The following is a 25,040-nucleotide window of genomic DNA, read 5'->3' on the forward strand; positions in this document are numbered from 1 at the left end:
AATCGAGAAAAGAAAACGTAACATGGCTGGAGAAAATAAATTCAAGGTCTTTGTCATTCTAGTATTATAGTCGTGCCACCCTTATGGCACGATAATGCCACGGCGATGGCACGATGATGCCATAGCGATGGCACAACGATGCCACGCTGGTGGCACAGCCGTGCCACTATAACGGCACGGGCTTGGCACTGTAAGTTATTACTAAATAGCCCTATACATCACAGATACGGATACACTTCTCCAAGGAAGCGATCTTGTCTTCTTGGGCGGGGACGAACTCCTGCCCAACGAAGCCTTTATAGCCTGTCTCCATAAGAGCCTTGATGATAGCCGGATAATAAAGTTCCTGCGTCTCGTCGATCTCGGCACGTCCCGGACTACCTCCGGTATGGACATGGGAGAAGTATTGATTATATTTCCGGATATTCTCGATGATATTCCCCTCCATGATCTGCATATGATAAATATCATATAGTAACTTAAAATTAGGGGAACCGATACGGCGACAAAGCTCCGCCCCCCAAACCGTATGATCGCACAGATAATCCTTATGGCCGACACTGTTCAAAAGCTCCATGGTCAAGACGACCTTATGTTTCTCCGCTAACGGGATAAGGCGCTTCAACCCCTTCTCGCAGTTCTCCCAGCCTTGCAAGTCCGTTACGCCATTACGTCTGCCGGAGAAACAAATCAAGTTTGTCAATCCAGCGTCCGCCACCATCGGGATCACCTTCTCATAACTGGCGACCAACTCGTCATGCAAGGCCGGATCATTGAAACCTCGATCTATTCCAAGCCCGGCCCCTTGCGCCATCGCCACCGTCAGGCCATGTTTTTGTACGATCGGCCAATCTACCGGGTCCAGCAACTCAACGGATTCAATCCCTATATGCTTGCAGATCTCACAGAACTCGTCCAGCTTATAATCGCCGAAACACCATTTACTTACGGAGTGGCGGACATTTCCTTTCAAGGGTTCCTTCACGTCTGTTTTCTTTTTCGCGGCGGCTGCCGCCTCAATACCTGTAGTCGCCAAAGCCACGCCTCCAGCTAAAAATGTCTTGATAGCCGTTCTTCTTGATATGTTTTCCATGTATTCGAATTTGATAGTTAATAGGAGACAAATATAAGAAAAATCGGATATAATATCCTGAGGCGTTGGTATTACATCCAAAAACACTACTTTTGCATCGGAAGTCACTCTACATGAAAAACACATCATATACAAAACGATCTATTTATCTGATCCTATTCTTTATAATAGGATGCACTTCATCCCTATACGGAATGGAAGGCGCAGGTGTGTATTTCAAGGCGAGCCTATGCGGAAAAATCTATAAGCATTTATCCTTTCTTGTAGAAGAGGACATCCGTCCGAGAGATGACTTTAAGGAAGCGGAATGGTTCCTCACCACCGTTGAGGTAAACTACAAGTTTAATAAATATCTTCTGGCAGGAAGCGGATATATGTCTCTAGCACGATACAAGGCATCCGACGAGTTACGAAACCGATATTATCTCTATGCTACGGGGACTTATTCGGCCGGACGTTTTACCCTCTCTGTCCGGGAACGTTTTCAAAGTACCTATAAGGTTCACGCCGAACATCCCAAGAATTATCTGCGTTCGATGCTGACCCTCTCCTATAAGATCGGCAAGAGTGGTTTCTGTCCTTTTGCCTACACCGAGGTCTTCAATGATACGCGAAATAAGATGCGGTCCGATAAGATCCGTTTCTCCACAGGAAGTAATTACCAACTAAACCCGAACAATAACCTCCAACTCTATTATCGCTACCATATATTTAATGTAGACGATCCCGTGAATTACCGCCATGCGATCGGTATCTGCTATACCCATCGTTTTTAATAAGAATTTTCGTACCTTTGCGCCCCGAGTGCTTGATAAACCTCGTTAAAAACAAGAAGACATGCAAAAAACAGTTACAGTACCTTTCATGCTGCTAGGTATACTTTTTAATATATGCCTTGTAGCGTCCAATCTTTTAGAGACAAAAGTAGTGCAAGTAGGCGGTATAACGGCTACCGCAGGTTTGATCGTATTCCCGATCTCGTATATCATCAATGATTGTATAGCGGAAGTGTGGGGATTCAAGAAGGCACGGCTAATTATCTGGAGTGGCTTCGCCTCTAATTTTCTGGTGATCGCATTCGCGCAATTGGCGGTATTATTACCGGCCGCCCCTTTTTGGGAGGGTGAGGAAGGTTTCAATTTCGTCTTCGGGATGGCCCCACGTATAGCGGTCGCCAGCTTGATAGCGTTTTTGGCCGGTTCTTTCCTGAACGCCTATGTGATGAGCAAAATGAAAATCGCCTCCAACGGAAAGAATTTCTCGTTACGAGCGATCGTATCTACCCTTATCGGTGAGAGCGCCGATTCCCTGATCTTTTTCCCGATCGCCTTCGCCGGATTGATCCCGGCCGGAGAATTGCTTATCATGATCGGGACGCAGGCGGTACTTAAATCCTTGTACGAGGTTATCATCCTTCCCGTCACCATCCGTGTCGTAAAGTACATCAAGAAAGTAGACGGGAATGATGTGTATGATCTTGGTACCTCGTATAATATCCTAAAGGTTAAAGACATTTAGGCCGGGACCAAACAATGACCGGCCTTCATTTGAATAGATGCGACCAATCCTCCCTTTGCTGCGGCATATAGGACTTCATTCCCAATAATTCAGCCGCCCGGCAATTCACGGAAGCGTCATCAATCAGCATAGTCTCCTCGGCTAAAAGATTCGAGTCCTTCAGTACGTACTCAAAAATATCCGCGTTCGGCTTCAGCATATGCAATTCGTAAGAGAGGTAAATCTTATGGAAGAAATCTTGGGCACAAAGACCTTGATAAGAGAAATAGGTATCTTCGGACCATTTCCAATGAAGCTCGTTCGTATTGCTCAGAAGCATCGTATTATAGCGTTCACGAAGCTCCAATAGCAGACGCAACTTATTTTCCGGGACGTCTCCCAACATGGCGATCCATGCCGTGTCGATTTGTTCGTCCGTCAGGGGCTTTCCCGATAAGGCACGAATATCATCGCGAAACTGTTCCACCGAAATCGTTCCCAACTCTAATCGCTCAAACAAGTCCTTATGTTGATAGTTATTCGTGATCTGTTCCCGGATATTCTCCACGCCCAGATTCTCGAAAGCCTCGATACAACGGTTGCGAGTCAAGTTAATAAGCACACCGCCCAAGTCTATAATCAAGTTCTTTATGCCTTCCATATCATTTCTTTTTATACCAGCTACGACGTCTACGATGTCGTCTTTTCTGTTGATAACGATTGATCCGCTTGTAAACGACCCAGACAAACAACAAGCCGAAAACAGCGAATATCAATATAACAATCCAAGAGTTAAGATTGTCACCTTTTACCCGGCTCCACATTTCCAGAACCACCTCTGTCTCGTTCCCGAAATCACGGATCATGGCACAACGTTCCACGACCTTCCGGTCCGGATATTGAGCCGGGTCTATCTGGATACGCTCCGCTCCCGGTCCGAAGAAATAACTTACGTCCGAGAACTCGGTCAGCGTCGTATCGATCTTTTCCGCCAATATTTCCGGGGTAGCCACGGTGCTGACATATCCGGTCACTTCCATATTACGGCTGACGATGTCCGGACGGCATAGATAGTCCATAAAATAACTGGCGGCCTTCACGTTGCGAGCGTATTTAGGGATCGCCCAACCATCGTACCAGATATTACTACCCTCCAAAGGAACCTCATACCCCAGATCTACGCCTACGGCACTCGCCTCTTCCATGGCCCAGACCGCGTCACCGCTCCAAGTGAAATTCAGCCACGCCTTTCCTTTCGTCATCATCTCCTTACCGAAATCGGCCTCCCAACCGGCGATATTCGGTTTCATTTTCTTTAAGTATTCCTCGGCGATAGCGATCATTTCCGGGGAGCTATCGTTCATCAATTGCTCCACCGTGATCGTACCATTCGCCAATTCCCTCGCATGGGCGTATATGATAGCGGTTCCATAAGCGTCACGATAACTATCCTTCATCAAGATCTTATTCCTGAAACGAGGGTCCCAAAGGCATTTCCACGACATTACCTCGTCCCTCGAGACATCGGCTTTATTATACAACAGGCCGGCGGTTCCCCACATATAAGGAACCACGTAGTCGGTAGTCTTACGGCCCGGCTGACTTAACTTATTCAGTTCCTCTTGGATATAGGGAGAGACATTGTCGATATAATCCGGTGTCTTCCCGAAATTACGGTCGATCGGTAGCAAGAGATTTTTCCGCAGCATGCGCTCAAGGATATACTCCGAAGGGCAAATCAAGTCGAAATCCTCATGTCCCCGCTCGATCTTGGTCAACATGATCTCGTTGATATCAAAGACCTGATAGATAATCCGGACTTCCTCACCCGTCTGTTCCTTATACCATTTCGGGAAATCCGTCAGGACGTCCTCGTCGATATAATCTCCCCAGTTATAAATCTTCAAGATCTTGCTTCTCTCCTCGTCCGAGCGCCCGCAAGAAGTGAACAGCCCCATAAGCAGGGCCAAAACAGACAGAATCGATATAAATTTCTTCATTTTCATTTACGCTCGCTTCGCTTTCTCAGCACGTTTATTTATAACAATCAACAATACTAACACGGTTACGAATATAATCGTTGAGAGGGGACGCAACTCCGGGGTCAAACCTCCTTTCCGGGCATCCGCGTAGATAAAGGTGGAAAGGGTTTCCAAGCCCTCATTACCAATTGTAAATATGGTCACGGCGAAATCGTCGATAGATAGCGTGAAGGCAAGGATAAAGCCACTGATCATGCCCGGACGGATTTCCGGGAAGATCACCTTCCGCAAGGCCTGAAACGGAGTCGCCCCCAAATCCAACGCCGCCTCGTAGATATTCTGGTTCATTTGTTTCAAGCGGGGCATGACGCTTAATACCACATACGGCGTACAGAACGTGATATGCGCCAGCACGACCGTCGTCAAACCTTGAGAGATCCCTAAGCTGACAAACAACAGGAACAAGGAAATACCGGTAATGATATCCGGATTCAACATCGGGATGTTATTGACAAAACTCACGGCATTGCGGGCCCTTGCCTTCAAATTAAAGATCCCGATAGCGGCTACGCTCCCCAACAAGGTAGATACCGTAGCGGCTATCATGGCGATAGCGAACGTATTCCAAAGTGCGCTGACCAACGAATGTTGTACGTTGCCGGCAAAAAGAGAGCTATATAATTTCGTGGAGAACCCGGTCCAGTTACCCAGTACTTTCGCCTCCGTAAACGAGAAGATCATGATAATCAAGATTGGCGAGTAGAGCAATAATAACAAAGCCCATAGATATCCCTTAGCTAAATATTTCACCATCAGATAAGCCCTCCCTCATTCGCCGAATCACTGCTCTCATTGCTGAACAATCCCGTGATTCCGATTAATAACAACATGATAAGAGAAAGCGCCGCCCCGTAGTTCCACATACCGTTATTGATATTCTCCTGTATGGTCGTACCGAAGAGCTTGATATTGTTCATCGTCAACAACTCGGCGATGGCAAACGTAGAGATGGTCGGCATAAACACCATCATGATACCGCTCATCACTCCCGGCATCGATAGTGGGAATACGGCCTTGATAAATACCTGCGACGGATTCGCCCCCAAGTCTTGCGCCGCCTCTATCAAGCTGTGATCCATTTTCTGGAGTGTATTATAAATCGGGTAGATCATAAAGGGCAGGAAGTTGTACACCATACCAAAGATCAAGGCCCCCTCTCCCAGCGGGAAATTCAAGAAATCGAACAAAGCCACGGTAGCCAACGTACGGATCAAGATATTGACCCACATCGGAAGGATAAACAAAACGACCATCGTACGGGAAGTATTAAATCGGGCTTGGCTCAATATCCAAGCGGCCGGATATCCCAGCAGCAGACAAAGTATGGTCGTTATCAAAGCGATCCCGACTGAATACACGAAGGTGTTTATCGCCTCGGGATGGATCATAAACTTACGGAAATTGGCGAAGGTAAACATCCCTTCGTCATTCGTAAAGGCGTAATACACGATCAAGAGGAGCGGTATCACGACAAAGATGGCCAAGAACAGGACATAAGGAATGGTCCAGTTCCTTCGTCTCATAAAAAATGCAGAAAACGTATTGATCACTTCCTTCCCTTTTTAAGCATGAATAATTCGAATTTTATCCGGGGCGATCGTTATGCCGACATGGTCTCCATCATCCCATACATCGTTGGTATCGACAAAGATGTCCTCGTCCCAATCCGTAAACACGGTCAGATGATAATGGTTGCCTTTGTAGAGGATAAATTTCACCTCTCCGGTCAGGCGACCGTCTTCCTCGTTATCCTCCAAGATCACATCTTTAAAATCGATCTCGACTTTCACAGGCGTATTTGGCTCTATATCGGTTACTTCCTTGCATTCGAACGTACAGCCTAGGAATTCCACATGCGTAGCGTCAATGAGCTTTCCCTCGAAGGTATTGCAAATACGCTCTTTCTTCATTACATGGATATCGAAAGGCTTGATAAGAAGCCCGACCTCGCTACCCGCCTCGAAGCAATGGTAATCCTGTACCATGAACTCGTATCCGTTCGGGGTTTGCACCATCATCTCATAATGCACGCCCTTAAAGATGGAGGAGGTTACCGTACCCGTCAGCATCGCCGCCTCCGACGGCTCGAAGATGTAAATATCCTCAGGGCGCAACACGACATCTACCGGCATTTGCTCCCCGAATCCCTCATCCACGCACTCGAACTCATGACCGGCGAAAGAGACTTGCTTATCCTTGATCATCGTTCCGTTCAAGATGTTACTCTCACCGATGAAATCAGCGACAAACGAATTGACCGGCTCGTTATAAATATCGATCGGGGTACCGATTTGCTGGATCTTTCCCTCGCTCATGACAACGATCGTGTCGCTAAGCGTCAGCGCTTCCTCTTGGTCGTGGGTCACGTACACGAACGTAATGCCTAAGGACTTATGCATCTCTTTCAATTCCATTTGCATGTCCTTGCGCATCTTCAAGTCCAAGGCCGCCAACGGCTCATCCAGCAATAACACCTCCGGCTCATTCACGATAGCGCGAGCGATCGCCACACGTTGCTGCTGGCCACCGGAAAGGGAATCGACATCCCGATCCTCATAGTCTGTCAACCCTACCATTTTCAACGCCTGTTTCACTTTCTTCTCGATCGTGGCGGAAGGAAGTTTCTTCAGCTTCAGGCCAAAGGCGATATTATTGTACACATTCAGATGTGGAAATAAAGCATATTTCTGGAATACCGTATTTACGGGACGTTTATGCGGCGGCGTCTGCGTAATCTCCTTCCCGGACATCGTGATAACGCCCTCGGAGGCCGTCTGGAAGCCGGCTATCAAACGCAACAGGGTAGTCTTTCCGCAACCGGAAGGCCCCAAAATGGTTACAAACTCGCCCTTGCGGACCTGTAAATTTACATCATTCAGCACGGCCTTCTCGCCAAAATACTTCGATACGTGCTCCACGCTGATAATGCGATCCGATTTTCGTATTGACATTCTCGCTTGATCTAATTAGAATTAAACAATCATGAACAATGTTCTTATTTATTTTTGCGCGAATGTACAGATTTTAATAAGGCCGGGCACTATCGTTTTTACAAAATCTGACCTTACACCGGGTGAGAAGCGTCGCATTTCTCCAAGATTCGACCTCGCGCCCGACGCGGGCGGGATATTTGGGAAATATTCAATCCACGTATATCCGGTAGCTCCCCGATCCCAATCGGTACACAGCCTTCCCATCCTTCAATCCCACGGGCGTGATCCCCTCCTGCCCTTTCTCCATACGAACGGACTTCTCCGATTTGGCGGGCAGATATAAGGTAGCCGTCGTATTGGCGGGGATGGTCGCCTCGTATATATAGCCCCTCTTTTGGATTTGCCATCCACTCTCGATACGGCCATAGGCGGAATCGTAATGACCCCGGATGAACGAGAAGGTTCCGCCGATACGGGGTTGAAGGATGATGTGCTTATAGGCGGGTTGTTCCTCATCCCGCTGGATACCCAAGGTATAAGCTATCATCCACTCCTCGATAGCGCCATACGAATAATGGTTGAAAGAGTTCATATCCACAGGGCCGAAGCCATTTACCAACGTGTAGGAATTCCAACGTTCCCAAATCGTGGTTGCGCCTTGCAGGACAGGGTATAGCCATGAAGGATAGGCGGTTTGCTCAAATAATTTATAGGCGACATCGTCATAACCATTGTCGGATAATACCAAATTCAGGTAAGGCGTACCGATAAAGCCAGTCGTAAGCGTATAATTATGTTTCTTGATATTCTCTACCAGATGCCGGATCGCCAAGGGTTTGTTTTTCTCATTGAACAGATCAAACTGGAGAGGAACCACGTATGAGGTCTGCGTATCTACGATTTTCGCCTCGGTAGCCGCCGTTCCGGGCCACATACCTACTTGCGAGTCCTTACCAAAGATAGATTCCACCGTCGGGGCGAACGTGCGTCCTTCCTCGTTTACAAACAGGTCGTTAAAAGACCTCTTCACGTTCTCGTAGAAAGTACGGAAACGCCTTTGGTCCGCGTCCTTCCCTAAACGTTTCGCTACCTGCTCCATAATCAAAGCGTCGTAGGCGGAGTAAGCGGTGTTCGTCAACATGGAATTCGTCGGCTCGATAGCCAGCCAATCGCCGAAACCACCGAAGGGCTGTACATAGCGTACGGCACGACGCTCCAAATAATCCATATAAGCGACCATGGAAGCGTAATGCTGTTCCAGAATACGCACGTCTCCGTATTGTTGATACATTTGCCACGGTACGATCACGCCGGCTTCCATCCATCCCATGGCACCTCCGCCATCCTCCGCGCCGTGTGGAGGGAAACCGACCACGGGTATATAGTTCGCGTAACTACCGTCATCTCCTTGATTATCCCGAACCGAGTAGAGCCAACGGGTGTAAAACGGATCGACATTCATATTATAAGTAGCCGTACGAGCGAATACCTGCGCATCCCCTGTCCAGCCCATACGCTCATCCCGTTGCGGACAATCGGTCGGAACCGACAGGAAATTACCCCGTTGGCCCCAGATGATATTGCTGAACAAACGGTTGACACGCTCGTCCGATGTCTCATAACCGCTCGTCCGCGCACCGATAGATTCCAGCACGATCCCTTTCACCGCCTCCAAGGGTAACGGCTTGTCCAACCCGTGAATCTCCACGTAACGGAAACCATGGAACGTAAAGCGAGGCTCATACGTCTCACCCGCCGCATCCCCTTTCAAGATATAACGATCCGTGGAAAGGGCGCTCCGGTAATTATCCGTATAGACTTGCCCTTTCTTCTCCTTATACATCGCGATCGTGTACGGGGCGACCGGCTCGGTAGGGATCGTTTCCGGATAATTCATCTCCCCGAAACGGATCGTGATTTCCTGTCCGGCCTTTCCCTTGAAAGTCAGACGGGGAACACCGACCATATTCTGCCCCATATCATAGACATAGACGCCGGGAATAGGCTCTACCATGGACTGAGCGGTCAGGGTCACATTATTTTGTATCGGACTGCCTACATATCCTTGGATCTCCACATTTACCGGAGGAGCGGCGAATAAGGTCGCCGGTTTCCATGACGAGTCATCAAAACCCGGAGCATCCCAGCCGTTCACCTCTTTCCGGGCATCATATTCCTCTCCATTCTGAAGGCCGTTAAAAGTGATCGGTCCCCGGTCATAACATTTCCAGCTATCATTCGTAACGATCGTCTCACGAGTACCGTCGGCATACTCGATCACGATCTTTCCCAATAAGGACTGGCGGGTTCCGTATTGATCCTGCCAACCGGTAAGGAAACCGCTATGCTCGCTCCACCATCCGGCGCCCAACATCGCCCCGATACCATTATCGCCTGGTCGTAGCAAATCCGTTATATCATACGTATTATACATGATACGGTAACGGTAATCCGTCCAACCCGGATTCAGATAATCCTTTCCAACCTTCCGCCCGTTCACCGAGAACTCGTAGACACCCCTAGCGGTAGCATATAAACGGGCGCTCTTGACCGGTTTCTCTATCTTTATCGCTTTCCGGAGCATGGGAGCGGATACGTTCTCGCCCGGATACCAGACATTGAGCTTTCCCTCCCCTTTCTCCACATAAGTCTCGGCAGGATTGTACAGAAGCGTATTCCACGTATCCTCGCTGATACGCAAGTTGGAGAATGTAGCGGTCTGCCCTTTAGGTTGCAGGAAACCGATCGCATACAAGCGGCAATGATAAACCAACTCTCCATCCGGATAAGGATACACGGTGAAAGCTCCTTCCTTGCCTCCCCAGAAATCACCACGGCTCTTCCGTTCTTTCTCCTCGGGAGTCAAAGAGGAATTCACCAAGGTCTTTCCATCGATCTCTATATCCACGAAATATTTCAAGGCATATTGGGCCGTCGTCACCTTCAACCGGATATGATGTACCTTATGTTTATCCGAGGCTGGGATGATAGAGGCCAGACTTTCCGCCGCATCTTGCCTCGTTTTTCCATCTGTGGTATGACGTAAAATGAAACGGGCGTCCCCCGAACCATTCAAATCCAGTTCAGCAGACACATAATTATCAGCGTCCCTCGCCCCAAAGACAAATACGGCTTTATCATTACCCTCGGCCACCCGCACATCATAGTCGATCACATAATGCGAGCGATATTTGGAGAGTTGTGTCTCCGACGAGCCGATCCAACGGGCGCCACTCCATCCGGAACCCAGAAGACCGGTCTCGAACCACGCAGGCTCGGTGGAGGTAATTTCCGTTCCCGATTCATCCCATACGGAAACTTTCCAATAATAGCGAGTGGAAGGTTGCAATGCTTTTCCTTGATAAACTACGCCGACCGATTCCCCGGAAAGAACCTTTCCCGAATCATAGATATAACGCCCGGCAGCCAATTGCTCCGGACTATCGGCCACCCATAACCGATAAGCCTGCCCACAGGCCCCATAGCGATCGGACTCCATCTGCCAGTTAAAACGTGGCTGACTGACATCAATTCCCAGTGGATTGGTTTGATACTCAACCTGTAGGTTCTTCAATACGGTAACCGCACCCAGAGGTAGCCATCCGGCCAGCAACCCTAAGATTATAGACAAAATACATCGTGTGCTCTTCATAATACAAAGAATTAAAATGATAACGGTACAAAAATATCCATTATCATCTTAACTCTTTGTTTCATTTTTGGGAGAAGATGTAGCAGTTTTGACACTACTCAATCTCTCCTACCATCTTGGACGGGTCTACCCAACGATCAAACTCCTCGGCGGTCACATAACCGGACTCGATAGCCGCCTCCCGCAAAGTCTTATTTTCTTGATAGGCTTTCTGGGCGATAGCGGCGGCCTTGTAATATCCTATTTTCGGATTCAAGGCGGTAACCAGCATTAAGGAGCTATCCAGATGGCGTTTGATGTTTTCGTTCACCGGGGTAATGCCTTTTACGCAACGTTCGCTGAAATTCAGGCAACCGTCACCGATCAAGCGGGCGCTTTGCAAGAAGTTCGAGATAATAACCGGCTTAAATACGTTCAACTCGAACTGCCCGTTGGAGCCGGCTATCGAGATTGTCACGTCGTTACCCATTACTTGAGCGGCGAGCATCGTCAATGACTCGCATTGCGTAGGATTCACCTTTCCCGGCATGATGGAGGAACCCGGCTCGTTCTCCGGCAAATGGATCTCACCGATACCGGCACGAGGACCTGAGCCCAACATTCGTATATCGTTCGCGATCTTCATTAAGCTGACCGCTACGGATTTCAAGGCTCCATGCGCCTCAACCAAGGCATCATGGGTAGCTAGGGCCTCGAATTTATTCGGAGCGGTTACAAAAGGAAGCCCAGTCAACTCTGATATCTTCTTAGCGACACACTCGTCATAATTGACCGGGGCGTTAATACCGGTCCCAACCGCCGTACCTCCTAAAGCCAACTCGGAGATATGCGACAGGGAATCCTTTACTTTCCGTATACCATATTCCAATTGAGCCGCATAGCCACTGAACTCTTGCCCCAATGTCAATGGAGTGGCATCCATAAAATGAGTCCTCCCGATCTTCACGATCTTCATGAACTCCTCACTTTTTAGCGCCAACGCACGATACAGACTCTCCAATCCCGGGATCGTCACCTCCGCAGTCACCTTATAGGCGGCAATATGCATAGCGGAAGGAAACGTATCATTGGAGGATTGCGATTTATTCACGTCATCGTTCGGAAGCAGCACTTTCTCCTTATCCGTTAGCTTTCCTCCGGTCAGCACATGCGCCCGGTTGGCGATCACCTCATTGACATTCATATTCGTCTGGGTCCCGCTCCCCGTTTGCCATACGATCAAGGGGAAGGAGTCATTTAATTTACCCGCCAAGATCTCGTCGCATACCTTACCGATCAACTCGCATTTCTCCGGAGACAAGACGCCGGCGTCTTTATTAGCCAAAGCCGCTCCTTTTTTCAAGTAAGCGAACGCCTCTATCACCTCTTTGGGCATCCGGCTAATATCGGTGGCGATCTTGAAATTATTCACGCTCCGTTGTGTTTGCGGCCCATAATAAACGTCCACCGGCACTTCCACCTCACCTAAGGTATCTTTCTCTATTCTATACTTCATGACACATAAGTTTTATTAATCTCTTCTATGTATAAACTATCCGGATATCGAATTGTTTATGTTACATTCACAAGTATATCATGAAAAGACATTTATCATGGAACAGAATTCAGATCATAGAAAAACGGCTTATTTCGCCTCCGATGTTTTTTAATAGTTTTTCTTCTCGTCAATAATGTATTCGGGACGGGCCTTGATCTCGTCAAAGAGGATACCGACATATTGCCCTAACACGCCGACCGTCAATAGCTGCACACCTCCAAAGAAGATAATGGAAGTCATGATAGAAGTCCAGCCAACCTCGGCGTTACTAAAACCATAGATCTTGCCCAACGTGAACCAAACCGCCAAGATTATACCGACCAATACGGATATAAACCCGAGACTCGTCGCCAAACGCAACGGCTTCTTCGAGAAATAAAGCATTGCCGTCGACGCAAATTTCAGCATCTTACTAATCGGATATTTCGTCTCGCCGGCGATACGCGCCTCACGCTCATAATAAAACGGCACTTGGTGGAAGCCCACCCAGCTTATCAAGCCACGGATATATTTTCCCCGTTCCTTAAAACGGTCGAACTCATTCATCACCTTCCGGTCCACTAAACGGAAATCTCCTGTATCCAGCGGGAAATGGACCTCGCTCATATAATTCATCACCCGGTAAAAAGCCTTGGAGGTGAACAGCTTGAAAAGACTCTCCCCTTCCCGTGACTTACGGACGCAATAAACCACGTTGGCATCCTCTCTCTCCTGCACTTCCAGCAGATCCGGAATCAATTCCGGCGGATCCTGCATATCGGCGTCGATGATAATCGCCAAATCAGCGTCACAGTTATTGATACCCGCCGTTACCGCCGGTTGATGACCGAAATTCCGGGAGAAGTGAATCACCTTCACATGAGGATCGGTAGCGGCTATATGATCCAACAAAGAACGTGTCTTATCCTGACTGCCATCATTTATATAGATAATCTCCGTAGGGTTCGGCAACTTTACCAAGACCTCTTTCGTACGCCGATACGATTCCTCGATCACGGCTTCCTCGTTATAACACGGGACTATAACCGCTAACTTCTTCATGCCTTTTAAGCTTTAAAGGTATAAAACTTATTTACTAAAAAATTAATCACCGTATAGAAAGCCATTCCAATCAAGTGGTTGTAGTAATGATCGATCGTAAGTCGGGAATTCAAGATCAGTACCAATCCGTACTGTAAGGCATAACAAATAATGAAAGCGATCGTGAACCGAACCGCCCCTTTCGTCCATCCGGTGGAACTTCCCTTGAAAGTCCATTGCTTGTTCCAGATGAAACTGTTTAATATGCCTGCCACATATCCCGTTAAGTTAGATAAACCTTCCCGGCATCCGAAGAGTTTCATCATCACCCAGATAACAATCATCGTTATCAAGGTATTGCTCAACCCGACTACACCATACTTAATAGCTTGCTTAATCGTCTCCATTCTTACTTATAATCTCGGAAATCTCCTCGGGTGTCAATTCCTTGACATTCGTGATCGTGAAAACATTCGAGAGGAAATCGCCGTATTGGTTACATTCATTGATCACCCGGTCCAACGTGGCTTTTATATCCGTACGTACCGGGATCAAGAACACCAGCTCCACATACTGCTCACCGATCGTCAAACGCTCGATCTCGCAGTCCGTTTTCGGCAGATAATAAGCGAACTCCCGCTCGATTGTCTGCCGCTGATATTCTTGGAAAGGTTTCTTGCCTTTAGACGTCATCAAGACATAGAAACGCAGCTTCTCCCCTTTTCCTCCCAAGCCGGTCGAGATATAAATTTGTTTCTCGTCGGAGAAATCGGACTCTAAGGAGATACGAGACTCCATCAAAGCCATGTAGGCCCAATCTGTCACTTCCGGGTCCGGATGCTGGGTGTATTCCTCCAACAAGCGGTACGCACGGACGGATTTCGAGGTAGCCAATTGAGATAACAAATATCTCTTCTCGGTCTTGTCCGTGGTTTCCTCCGTCAACAAAGTGTTGTACAGGGTCTCGCACTCATCCTCCGATAAGGGACGGGGAGGCCGGTTTTCCTTCCGTACGTTTTCCGAGTATTTGAAATACTCCATCTGAAGTTCAACCGGCACACGCTGTTCTAGTATATGGAAATGTCCCTCCATCCTGCTGAAGGAATCACGGAACTTTTTGAATACATCACCTTCTTCTTTCATAGATCGTCTTTTTTCGTTATTAAACTCCCATAAACAAGAAACAAGAACAAAGGTAATGTTTTTTCCGGAATAAATAAAAATAACGTTATTTAAGCTCCCGCATAAATTAAGAACCCAAGTCCGATCACGAATAAAATAAACATCCCGACATTCAGACGATTGGAAATGGCTGGCGCTCCCTTGAACTCTTTCCAGATAAGGATGCCCCATAAAGCGGAGACTAGCGTGGCTCCTTGCCCCAATCCGTAAGATATAGCCGCTCCCGCCTTCTCTGACGCTATCATACTGAAAGATTGACCGATACACCAGATAACACCCCCCAATACACCCACGAGATGCGTACTCATATCTCCTTTAAAATAACCGGATATGGAGACAGGCTTACCTTCCACCGGATGTTTCATTGCCAATGTGTTAAATAAGAAATTACTAACAAATACTCCTATGGCAAAAACAAATACGGCGGTATAAGGCGTCAACTTCCCGGGTGCCGGAGAAGCGAAATTCTCCATGTCCATGGAAGCGGCGACAAAACGATAGAAAAAGGCCATGATCACGCCGGCCACAACCGATATAAGGATCCCCTTCCCCGATACTTTCTTGGTACCGACCAAGGCTTTCTTATAAGCCAGGCCATTCAAGATGATGGCGACCGTGATTAAGGCTACACCGATAAAGATATAAGTCGGTTCCCCCTTCGCCGCCCCGAAATAGTTAACCAATACGCCTAGCACCAAGGCCAATCCGATCCCTACCGGAAAAGCGACCGACAATCCGCAAATGGCGATCGCCGCAGACAACAAGATATTGGCAGCATTAAAAATAATACCGCCCAAAAAGGCACTCCCTAAACTAGCGAGATTCGCTTGCGCCAAATCCGGCAGGAAACTGCGTCCTTCCGTCCCGATGCTGCCCAAGGTAAAGCCGGAAATCAGAGAAAGGAGCAAGACACCAATCACGTAGTCCCAATAGAAGAACTCATATCTCCAAGTCTTGGAGGCTAATTTCTGCGTATTCCCCCACGATCCCCAACAAAGCATCGTAACGACACAGAATATGACAGCTAAAGAATAATCTTGTACGATATACATAAAATACTATTTAATAGATGGTTGATGCATCATATAATTCTCTATCAAGGAAGCGACCTCCGTAGGCGGCATCTTCTCGATCAAACGAAGATCACGGCCATTGGGATTTGCCACCCAATTGTTAGTCCCCTCATCATCTACGACATGAAAGGTACCTCGCTCTACATCGAAATAAGGCTCATAACCTTTTATAGCGACCAATACCGCCGTATGATCCCAGCTCATGCGCCCTTCCGGGTCTCCCTCCGTGAAACAAAGGGCATACGCATCTTTTACAGGACTGTTCTCCACGTTCATTTGCACCAGTTTCTTTCCGGTCAAGATTACGTTCCCGATCTCAAAACCGCTAAAGACAATCTCTGTAGGCCATTCCTCCGCTACGACTTTCGAGGCAGGGACATCGCAATACACATTGAATTCTTTACCTTCCGGAAACAGGCCCGCCATAGAAACCAAACGTTTCACTTTCTTGGCGACTAATTCCTTTCCGGAGAGATTGCTATATTCATCAGCTCCCGATTGAAGCAAGTCCCTTAAATTAGAGAAGAAACCAATCGTACAAATAACAACGCTGGTATCCGGTTGTTCGCTCAGAATCTTACGATACACCTTCAGAGCATCCGGAGCGTCGGAAGTCTTCGCCGTATGATGCGGATAGTTAGCGGGTAACTCGTCAGTCCACTTCGTTTTATGCCAAGTAGTCAAGGAAGCCCCCGGTTCGCTCTTTGGTGCCCCTACCGGTATGTCCGGACGGCTGAAATAAGTATTCAACACCTCAATGCAAGGTACCACCCGCTCATCATGGTTGGAGGAAAGAGTCGCAAGGATATTTACCTGACCGCTATCCGCCAAGGCATGCATCAAGGCCATAGCGCCCACATCATCATAGTCCGGACCTAAATCGGTATCTAGAATAAGATTTACCGGTTGAGGCTTATCGGTTTGAGGAATATTTTTCGACACATTTCCCTTACAGGAAATCAACAAGGCAAATAAACCCATCAGAAACAATGATTTCTTCATAATCTTTATAATTTTATTGGTGAACAATCTCTTTCGGAGCATCCGAGTAAATCAGTATCTCGCTGAAATGAACGGAGACATCATTACGTGGATTTAGCCATTTAAACGTAGCCGTATGTTTTCCCTTGGGCAGCTGATACTTCCAGAACAGGTCGTTCCTACGAGTCGTATAGGATGCCGGAAGGTTCGCCGTCTCAACCAGCTCCCCATCTAGGTACATCTCTACTTTCGCTACGTATTTATCATCTTTAGCGTTCACAAAGCCTTTGAATACGGCGCCTGTTCCCTCAAAAGGCAATTCTCCTACATCGGGCAAATTCTTATTAACCGCCACTTTCTCTATCGGATACATACCCTCGAAAGCCTTCTCGTAACGAACGGCTACAGGTTGCTGGCATTTGATCGTCACCTCGTCACCTGAAACGGAACCGCCGTTGCGCTCTATCACTTGCAACGCTTGATCGAAGCCCATTTGGTAAGTCTTATTCAATGAGATGGTCGTATAGGCAAAATCCATATTCTCCACTTCTCTCAAGTTCTTCATCCAATAATCCGGTATATGGCTATAACCAAGGATTGTTCCTAAGATACCACCCGCGGAGGCTGGGTTGCAATCCGAGTCTTGTCCGCAACGGGTAGAGATATCCAATGTTTTATAGAAATCTCCCTCACCATAAAGCAAGCCGATAAGAATGTATGCGCTATTGATCACGGCATCGATATTGAACGGAACAAAAACACCATCCGGACAACCAATATCCGAGCTCCATTTCTTCTCACATTCAAACCAAGTGCGTTTCCAATCGTCCGGATATTCCTTATGCCAGCGGATCACATCGCTCATACATTTATAATAGATACTTTGCTCCGGTATCGTCTTCAATGCCTCAGTCACGATAAACTCGATATCATCCGAGATAAACGATAACGAATACATCGCCCCGACATACACACCGCCGTACCAACCATCTCCATAATTCATGATATGCCCGATCTTATCAGAAATCTCGGAAGCCGTATTCGGCATACCCGGCGACATCAGTCCGGCATAGTCCGCCTCGATCTGATAATCAAGATCATCCGCATGCGGGTTATTCAGCCAATGACCGGATGCCGGAGGCATGATCCCTTGTAAAATATTATAACGTGCCGACTGGTTAGCATGCCACAACGTATATCCTGCCGTAGCGAACGCCATGGCGAATGAGTCTACAGGAGCATCCAATCCCAACCGGTCAAAGACATCCACGAACGTAAGGTCCATATAAACATCATCGTATAATCCGGGAACATTCTCGTACCACCATTTGATATACCCGTCCGGCCATACGATCGGTACGTATTCCTGAATCATCGTTCCGTTATATTTGAACTCCGTCGGACCGCCATACGTACAGCCTATGGTTTGTCCGGCCCAACCTCCCTTAATCTTATCCATCAACTTTTCTTTACTAATCGTAAACTCAGCGGGAACCGTCGTTTGATCCTTTGCCGAGGGTTGTTGGGAACATGAGGTCGCCCCTACAAATAAAGAGGCAGCCGCTATCATCGCAAATACTGTTTGTTTCATAATATTAGATTGTTTTTTAGATTAATCAAAGATATCTACCTCATTTCGATAAGGAGCGGAAGATTGCGCTCCCACACGAGTCACGGAAATGGCGGAAGCTTTGCAAGCGAATCTCACGGCTTCCCTTAAATCCCGCCCCTCGGCCAAAGCAACCGTTAAAGCACCGTTGAAAATATCCCCGGCTGCAGTAGTATCAACGGCTTCCACTTTTATCGCAGGAACCATATCTACCATGGAATCACAGTAAATCAAAGCTCCTTTTGAACCTAAAGTAATGATTACGTTCTGTACCCCCATCTCCATTATAACTCGCGCCGCCTTCTCCGCAGAAACCTCATCCGTGATCTTCACGCCGGAGATCATCTCCGCCTCTGTCTCATTCGGGGTAATCATATACAGATGGCGGAGTAACGCAGCCGACAATGGTTGAGCTGGAGCCGGATTCAATATTACCCGTTTGTTCTTCTTCGATGCCATCTTAGCGACAAACTCGACAGTATCCATAGGAATCTCCAATTGCATTAAAATCAAATCGGCTTTTTCTATCGCCTCTTCCGATTTCGCTAAATCAGAAGGTAATAGATTAGCATTAGCTCCGGAGGCCACCACAATACAGTTTTCAGCATGAGCATCCACCGTAATCAACGCTACGCCAGATGGATTCTTCGGATCTGAGAAAATATAGGAAGTATCAATCCCCTCTTCCTCAAATAGCTGCTGGGATTGATGTCCGAATATATCACTGCCTGTTTTACAAATAAACGAGACCTGTCCCCCTAACCGCGCAACAGCAACCGCTTGATTCGCTCCTTTCCCACCCGGGTTCATAAAAAATGTTCCGCCTAATACCGTCTCTCCCGGACGAGGGAGATGATTCGTCTTTATAACCATATCGGTATTGCTACTTCCAACAACCAATATATTATGATTCCGTAAGTCTTTCATGCTTTTCTCTTATTAATCATTCGTTTAACAAAAATATCATATATTCCGCTTGGTACACCAGATTTCATGTTAATTTAAATTCATTCACCGATGTCGCAAATATAAAAAGATCCAAAATATAAAAATCATCAATTAATCTTCATCGTAGATAAACCCAAATCGATATATTTGCATCATACAATTTCTCATATTCACTATATATCAAACACTTGATAACATCAAAAGTCCATGAATAACACATACATATTATTAATGCTTGTCAACACCTTGACAAAAGCTGAGAAAAGATATTTCCATCTTTGCGCAAACCTTCAAAACGGTGATAAGGTATACCTCACCCTTTTTAATCTAATAGACGCTAATACGTCTCCCGAACAGCTGTATACACGCTTTTGTCAGATTCAAGACGGGAAGAGTTTCGAGACCGCAGTCAAACATTTATATCGGGTACTTCTAGAATGTTTAGTTAGACTAAGAGAAAAACAGGATGTCCAAACAAGAATTTTCAATTATATATCAAAGGCTGGCGTATTATTCGAACGAGAAATATTTGATGAAGCTTTCATTGAATTAGATAAAGCAAAAAAATTAGCGATCACTTATGAAAATGATTCCTTGCTTTTATTGATTCGGAGAACGGAACTGAAATACTTAAGCGCTCTTGATTTTAAAACAATCTCAGAAAAGCAGCTGGTAAACAAGCAAATGAAAATCAATGAAGTATTAAAATACGCAAGAACCCTTAATCAACATACACAGCTATACGATATTCTTAAACACCGTTTAATTAACAAAGGCTATATCCGTTCCGACAAACAAAAAGAGGATTTAAACGATCTCGTATTGAGCGAACTCCATTTAATCGCAAACAATTCCTACCAAGGATTCGAAGCGCAAAAGTTACATTTGCTATTCCAAGCCACTTATTATCTTAACTCCGGCAATTATAAATCGGCTATCCGATATTACCAAGAGCTTATCAACTTATTTAACGACAACCAACATTTAATATTAAATCCTCCTATCTACTATTTAAGTGCCATACAAGGTATTTTAGACAGTTTATGTATTGCCGGATTATATCATGAAACTCCCTTTTTCCTTTCTAAACTAGAAGAATTAACACAAAATGAGTACTCCACTGAATTCATCTTACATCTGAAAACCTTGATATATATCTACAAATCCAATAGCTTGTTACAAGCCGGAAACTTTGAACAGGCCTTAGAGCTAAGGGATAAGCAAGAAAATGAATTACTAAAAAAAGTAACATCATTAGGACTTGAGTCTCAATTACGGTTATATCTAAGCTTCGCTGTATTAGGCATGTATACGAAAGATTATGTACAAGCTCGCAAATACATGAAAAAGATATTTAGTTTGGGAAAGTTATTTTGCGCATTTCCTTCTTACAAGATAGCAAGATTGGTAAATCTTTTACTCCAAGCAGAATTAGGCAATTATGATTTCTTTGAGAACGAAATTATTTCCATCAAAAGAAACATCCGCTTCGAGAAACAGACTTATATCACAGAAAAGTTAATATTCAAGTTTATACAGGGCTATCCGCTTCCATCATACGAGAAAGCTAGAAATAAACGCTGGCTACAATACCAAAAAGACATTCAAAAAATCGAACAAGATAAATATGAACGCCAACTTTTAAAGACATTTGATGTCCTTGCTTGGATTGAGAGTAAATTAACCCAACGGTCGCTGGCAGATATTCTTGCAGAAAAAGCTCACTGATAGATTAATGCCAGAGCAAGTCATGACGTATGTAAAACCCGGCTTTCCATAATACCACTCATCTGCTGCAACGCCCAATCCACCAATCCTTGGATATGGGGAATAAGACTTAATCCTCTTTCCGTTAAGCAGTATTCTACTCGGGGAGGAACTTCCGCATAGACCTTTCGTTCGATCAGACCATCCGATTCCAACGTGCGCAAGGTTACGGTCAGCATACGTTGCGATACATCCGCGATGGTTTTATGGATATCACTAAAACGCATGGTACCGTTAGCACTTAAAGTGATAAGCACTAGCATAGACCATTTATCTCCTAGCCGGCTCAATACGTCTCTCACGGGGCAATTCCCCGTCGGATGAAAGTTTTTCATTTTTTAACCTTTTCTATTTACTTGAATCTCAACAATGGTTACATCCATGTAAGTTCCTTATTTATAAGTGCCTTCTTGTTTTCTCTAAAAAAGGGGCTTACTTTTACGCCACAAAAGTAATAAACTTACGAAAAATAACTATTGTATCACTTAATAATTTACGATTATGGCAAAGAAAGTAGCAGTTTTAGCGGTAAATCCAGTAAATGGATTTGGTTTGTTCCAATATTTGGAATCATTTTTCGAGAATGGCATTACTTATAAAGTATATGCGGTAGCCAATTCAAAAGAGATCAAAACGAACTCTGGCATAGCTTTGACAGTAGACGATGTGATCGCTAATTTAAAAGGGCATGAAGATGAATACGACGCAATGGTATTCGCTTGTGGCGATGCGGTTCCTGTTTTCCAGCAGAACGCTAGCAAACAATACAATATCGATCTAATGGATGTGATTAAGAATTTCGGGGAAAAGGGTAAGATTATGATTGGACATTGCGCTGCCGCTATGCTCTTCGACTTCACCGGAATCACGGAAGGAAAGACGCTAGCGGTACATCCGTTGGCTAAACCTGCCATTAGCAAAGGACAAGCTACAGATGAGGATTCCGTAGTCGATGGCAATTTCTTTACAGCGAAAGAAGAACATTATATCTGTACTATGATGCCTCAAGTATTGGAGGCCTTGAAGAAATAAGTTCTAGGACAAATAAAGCCAACTATTTGAACAAGACAAAATGTAAGGGATGGACTATTCGCATAAATCCTCCCTTACAAATTTCAAGTTAGTTAGAAAAATCGGTTACAATCCAATACTTTATCTGTACTTCCAAAGTATCTTAGCTTCATCAGCAAAGTATCTTAGGTTCGTCGGCAAAGTATGTTAAGTTACTTTGCCGATGAAGTTAACTTCATTGCCGATGTAAGTTGTCTATAACATATCCACCGGATTCTCATTCGCCGCCCTCCAACTTTGGAACGTGACCACTCCTACCGTCAGGATACTGATCCCTAGCAATGCGACAAAATAAATCAAATAACCGACAGGGGCTTTCTCCATAAAATTACTGGCCCATCTCTCCATAAAATAATAGGAAACCGGAATCGCGATAACAAAACTAATGAGCAAGACCTTTAAATAGACTTTATTCAAACGATATAGTATCTCGCTCACGGAAGATCCATACACCCGCCTTATACCAATTTCTCGCCGCTGATAGTGGACATCAAACAATACCAGACTTAAAATACCTGCCAATGCCATCCAGATAGATAAAACACTGGATAAAATAACCCGGTCGCCAAACTGGATTTCTTTTTCATACAGATGCCGGGAAAATGTATCGCAAAACTCAAAATCGGATAAACATGAAGGAGAAAGTTCGCTGAGCATGTCCCTAATATAAAGTAAAACATTTCCTTTATCAGCCCCCGGCATCAACTTAATATAAGCGTAAGGCATATAAAATTCCTCATTCGTCACAAAAGCGACAGGATAAGTAGCTAGCAGCTCCGATGCTTTATGTGTGGAAGCGATCACCACCTCATCCGTAAATCCTAATACCCGGGCATCATTCCCCCAAAAGGTTTTCATACGGTCACCCACATGAAGGTTTAATTGCCTTTTCGCTTTTTGGTCAAAAACCAAAAGCAACTCTTTATTCCTCCCATCTTCCATCCTTGAGACACGCCCTTCGTTCGCGGTAATATCCATAAGGGATAAAAAATTAGGTGATACATTCAAATAATAAAAATAAATAGTCTCTCCATTAAACTCTGCGGCCCCGCCACGATTCTCATTGGTCGCTCCTATCTTACTAGCGGCGAAAGCCACATCCTCAATTCCCGCATAACCACGCAAACGGTTGGTAAAATTCTCTTTATATTTCTCGGTTATCTCCTTATTCAATTCTACGACAACTACATTATCATTCCCGAAACCAAAGGAATGACTCCGCATTGTCTCTATCTGCTTATAAATAAACAGTGACAGGACGATCAATATAATTGAAACCGTATACTGAAAACCAACCAGACATTCCCGCATTCTTTTTCCCTTTGGAGACAAACCGAAAGAACCATTCAGCACGATTCGCTGAGGAATAGAAGTCGCATAAATAGCCGGATATGCACCGGCCAATAGTCCCGCACACAAAGCCATAAATAATCCACCCCAAAAAACTATTCCCTTCATATGAAAGCCTCCTCCAATGCAACCTTCATAAACCAATAACAGCAACAAGGATATAGCATAAGACAATAGCGCAAAAAGAAAAGACTCTAACCAAAGAAATCCACGCAACCGCCATACCGAGTCCCCTAGAATTTTGCGGATGTTAATACTTTTTATTCTTGCCGGAACCAATGCCATTGTAAAGTTTATAAAATTAATCACTGCTATCAATACCACTAGAAACGAAGCGCTAAACAACAAATCCGTTTGTCTTTTATTCCCTGATTTTATGTAAGTAACACTATTCATATCATTCATATAATAAATATCGCATAAATTCACCAAACGGGTCTGTACCTCTTGGAGCCTCTCGTATTGCTTGAAGGGAAATGCTTGGTTAAACTGGGAGCAAATGAGATCTTTTTGTGACGGATCATCTAAAAGGACATAACAAAGGAAAATCCAGTTATCCCAATCATCCATACAATAAGTCGACGATAAAGAAGTATAAATGGCATTATTCAATTGTGTGTTTTCCGGGAAATCTTTATAAACTCCTCCTACGACTAGTGATTTTCGTTCCTTGCTCCAAATCTCTTCTTCCGCAAGCAACTCCTTACCAATAGCCGATGACTCGCCAAATATCTTCCGGACCATACTTTCCGGCAAAAGGCATTTCTCCGGATCATCTAAGCAATCTAGTGAACCTTCCACCAATTGGAAGTCAAATATAGAAACGATCCCCGGAGTACAGGTTATCACCGGTTCCTTATAACCTTTGAGAATCTCGTCCCTCCCGATCGTAAAATAAACTTCCCCTACGTAAGGATTTATGATCGTACTTACCAATATATGTGGAGAAGACGAGGCAAATGCTTGGGCGAAAGGCAGGATTTGCGTAGGCCATTGACTTTTACTCGTTACACAATCCAATCGATAAATAACCTCGGCTTTCGAGTGTATTTTATCAAAAGTTCGTTCGGATTCCGTACGGATAGCTACGCTATTAAATAAAGTAAAGGCGATTACGAGGCCGCATATATTTAGTGTTGCCGCCATTTTATTTGCCTTCAACGTGATAATAAAATTTCGATATATAGAGTTCATGATACGCTTGTTTTTCGTATAAAATAAATTGACACAACTCTCCTCTATGCCCTTGAAGACAGGGCATAATCATGTCTAATTCAGCATACGA

General features: G+C 45.4%; 21 protein-coding genes. 4 read left to right on the plus strand and 17 right to left on the minus strand.

Annotated features, from left to right (window positions below; translation table 11 throughout):
• Nucleotides 1–211: 211 nt before the first annotated feature.
• The gene (locus D7V92_RS05845) at nt 212–1,093 is read right to left on the minus strand and encodes a hydroxypyruvate isomerase family protein (RefSeq protein ID WP_008774274.1); all 882 of its coding nucleotides are present in this window, start codon (nt 1,091–1,093) and stop codon (nt 212–214) included.
• A 113-nt stretch (nt 1,094–1,206) separates the two neighbouring features.
• On the opposite strand from D7V92_RS05845, the gene D7V92_RS05850 reads away from it, so the two are divergent.
• Both D7V92_RS05850 and D7V92_RS05855 read left to right on the plus strand, forming a co-directional pair.
• The gene (locus tag D7V92_RS05850) at nt 1,207–1,869 is read left to right on the plus strand and encodes a DUF2490 domain-containing protein (RefSeq protein ID WP_008774273.1); all 663 of its coding nucleotides are present in this window, start codon (nt 1,207–1,209) and stop codon (nt 1,867–1,869) included.
• A 61-nt stretch (nt 1,870–1,930) separates the two neighbouring features.
• Entirely contained in the window at nt 1,931–2,611 is a 681-nt protein-coding gene (locus D7V92_RS05855) for a queuosine precursor transporter (RefSeq protein WP_005858047.1), read from the plus strand.
• Between the two features lie 25 nt (nt 2,612–2,636).
• Here D7V92_RS05855 and D7V92_RS05860 read toward each other — a convergent pair whose 3' ends face one another.
• The 14 genes from D7V92_RS05860 to rbsK form a co-directional block, all read right to left on the minus strand.
• Nucleotides 2,637–3,251, minus strand: coding sequence for an HAD family phosphatase (locus D7V92_RS05860; protein ID WP_005858049.1), 615 nt, complete (start codon nt 3,249–3,251; stop codon nt 2,637–2,639).
• A gap of 1 nt (nt 3,252) precedes the next feature.
• Nucleotides 3,253–4,590: an ABC transporter substrate-binding protein gene (locus D7V92_RS05865; RefSeq protein WP_121772514.1), complete on the minus strand. Its 1,338-nt coding sequence runs from the start codon at nt 4,588–4,590 to the stop codon at nt 3,253–3,255.
• 6 nt (nt 4,591–4,596) lie between these two features.
• On the minus strand, nt 4,597–5,385 hold the full coding sequence (locus tag D7V92_RS05870) for an ABC transporter permease (protein ID WP_005858053.1): 789 nt from the start codon (nt 5,383–5,385) through the stop codon (nt 4,597–4,599).
• Nucleotides 5,385–6,182 carry an ABC transporter permease gene (locus tag D7V92_RS05875; RefSeq protein ID WP_005858055.1) on the minus strand — a complete coding sequence of 266 codons (798 nt, stop codon included), beginning with the start codon at nt 6,180–6,182 and terminating at the stop codon, nt 5,385–5,387. The genes D7V92_RS05870 and D7V92_RS05875 overlap by 1 nt, the downstream gene beginning before the upstream one ends.
• A gap of 12 nt (nt 6,183–6,194) precedes the next feature.
• The gene (gene potA, locus D7V92_RS05880) at nt 6,195–7,583 is read right to left on the minus strand and encodes a polyamine ABC transporter ATP-binding protein (protein WP_121772492.1); all 1,389 of its coding nucleotides are present in this window, start codon (nt 7,581–7,583) and stop codon (nt 6,195–6,197) included.
• A gap of 190 nt (nt 7,584–7,773) precedes the next feature.
• The gene (locus D7V92_RS05885) at nt 7,774–11,217 is read right to left on the minus strand and encodes an alpha-L-rhamnosidase (protein WP_121772493.1); all 3,444 of its coding nucleotides are present in this window, start codon (nt 11,215–11,217) and stop codon (nt 7,774–7,776) included.
• Nucleotides 11,218–11,311: 94 nt separating this feature from the next.
• On the minus strand, nt 11,312–12,712 hold the full coding sequence (gene fumC / locus D7V92_RS05890; RefSeq protein WP_036610622.1) for a class II fumarate hydratase: 1,401 nt from the start codon (nt 12,710–12,712) through the stop codon (nt 11,312–11,314).
• Nucleotides 12,713–12,862: 150 nt separating this feature from the next.
• Nucleotides 12,863–13,795 carry a glycosyltransferase family 2 protein gene (locus tag D7V92_RS05895; RefSeq protein ID WP_005866377.1) on the minus strand — a complete coding sequence of 311 codons (933 nt, stop codon included), beginning with the start codon at nt 13,793–13,795 and terminating at the stop codon, nt 12,863–12,865.
• Nucleotides 13,796–13,800: 5 nt separating this feature from the next.
• Nucleotides 13,801–14,181 (minus strand): GtrA family protein, encoded by a 381-nt coding sequence (locus tag D7V92_RS05900; RefSeq protein ID WP_005858065.1) that lies wholly within the window; start codon nt 14,179–14,181, stop codon nt 13,801–13,803.
• Nucleotides 14,168–14,917 carry a hypothetical protein gene (locus D7V92_RS05905; protein WP_005866375.1) on the minus strand — a complete coding sequence of 250 codons (750 nt, stop codon included), beginning with the start codon at nt 14,915–14,917 and terminating at the stop codon, nt 14,168–14,170. The genes D7V92_RS05900 and D7V92_RS05905 overlap by 14 nt, the downstream gene beginning before the upstream one ends.
• A gap of 89 nt (nt 14,918–15,006) precedes the next feature.
• Nucleotides 15,007–16,008, minus strand: a complete 1,002-nt coding sequence (locus tag D7V92_RS05910) for a GRP family sugar transporter (RefSeq protein WP_008774266.1) — start codon at nt 16,006–16,008, stop codon at nt 15,007–15,009.
• Nucleotides 16,009–16,014: 6 nt separating this feature from the next.
• A complete protein-coding gene (locus D7V92_RS05915) occupies nt 16,015–17,031 on the minus strand; it encodes a nucleoside hydrolase (RefSeq protein WP_121772494.1) in 1,017 nt (338 codons plus the stop codon).
• 13 nt (nt 17,032–17,044) lie between these two features.
• Nucleotides 17,045–18,601, minus strand: coding sequence for an ADP-ribosylglycohydrolase family protein (locus tag D7V92_RS05920; protein WP_008774264.1), 1,557 nt, complete (start codon nt 18,599–18,601; stop codon nt 17,045–17,047).
• Between the two features lie 21 nt (nt 18,602–18,622).
• Nucleotides 18,623–19,546 (minus strand): ribokinase, encoded by a 924-nt coding sequence (gene rbsK / locus D7V92_RS05925; protein ID WP_057329151.1) that lies wholly within the window; start codon nt 19,544–19,546, stop codon nt 18,623–18,625.
• 228 nt (nt 19,547–19,774) lie between these two features.
• On the opposite strand from rbsK, the gene D7V92_RS05930 reads away from it, so the two are divergent.
• Nucleotides 19,775–21,295, plus strand: coding sequence for a hypothetical protein (locus D7V92_RS05930; RefSeq protein ID WP_009017153.1), 1,521 nt, complete (start codon nt 19,775–19,777; stop codon nt 21,293–21,295).
• Nucleotides 21,296–21,315: 20 nt separating this feature from the next.
• Here the strand turns inward: D7V92_RS05930 and D7V92_RS05935 are convergent, their stop codons facing one another.
• On the minus strand, nt 21,316–21,669 hold the full coding sequence (locus D7V92_RS05935; RefSeq protein ID WP_005858079.1) for a helix-turn-helix domain-containing protein: 354 nt from the start codon (nt 21,667–21,669) through the stop codon (nt 21,316–21,318).
• A 166-nt stretch (nt 21,670–21,835) separates the two neighbouring features.
• Here D7V92_RS05935 and D7V92_RS05940 point away from each other — a divergent pair, with 166 nt between their 5' ends.
• Nucleotides 21,836–22,366, plus strand: a complete 531-nt coding sequence (locus D7V92_RS05940; RefSeq protein WP_121772495.1) for a DJ-1/PfpI family protein — start codon at nt 21,836–21,838, stop codon at nt 22,364–22,366.
• A 234-nt stretch (nt 22,367–22,600) separates the two neighbouring features.
• Here the strand turns inward: D7V92_RS05940 and D7V92_RS05945 are convergent, their stop codons facing one another.
• On the minus strand, nt 22,601–24,949 hold the full coding sequence (locus D7V92_RS05945) for an ABC transporter permease (protein WP_057329149.1): 2,349 nt from the start codon (nt 24,947–24,949) through the stop codon (nt 22,601–22,603).
• Between the last annotated feature and the right edge of the window lie 91 nt (nt 24,950–25,040).

Origin of the sequence: Parabacteroides sp. CH2-D42-20 (assembly GCF_003670185.1) — a bacterium.
Classification (GTDB): Bacteria; Bacteroidota; Bacteroidia; order Bacteroidales; family Tannerellaceae; genus Parabacteroides; species Parabacteroides distasonis.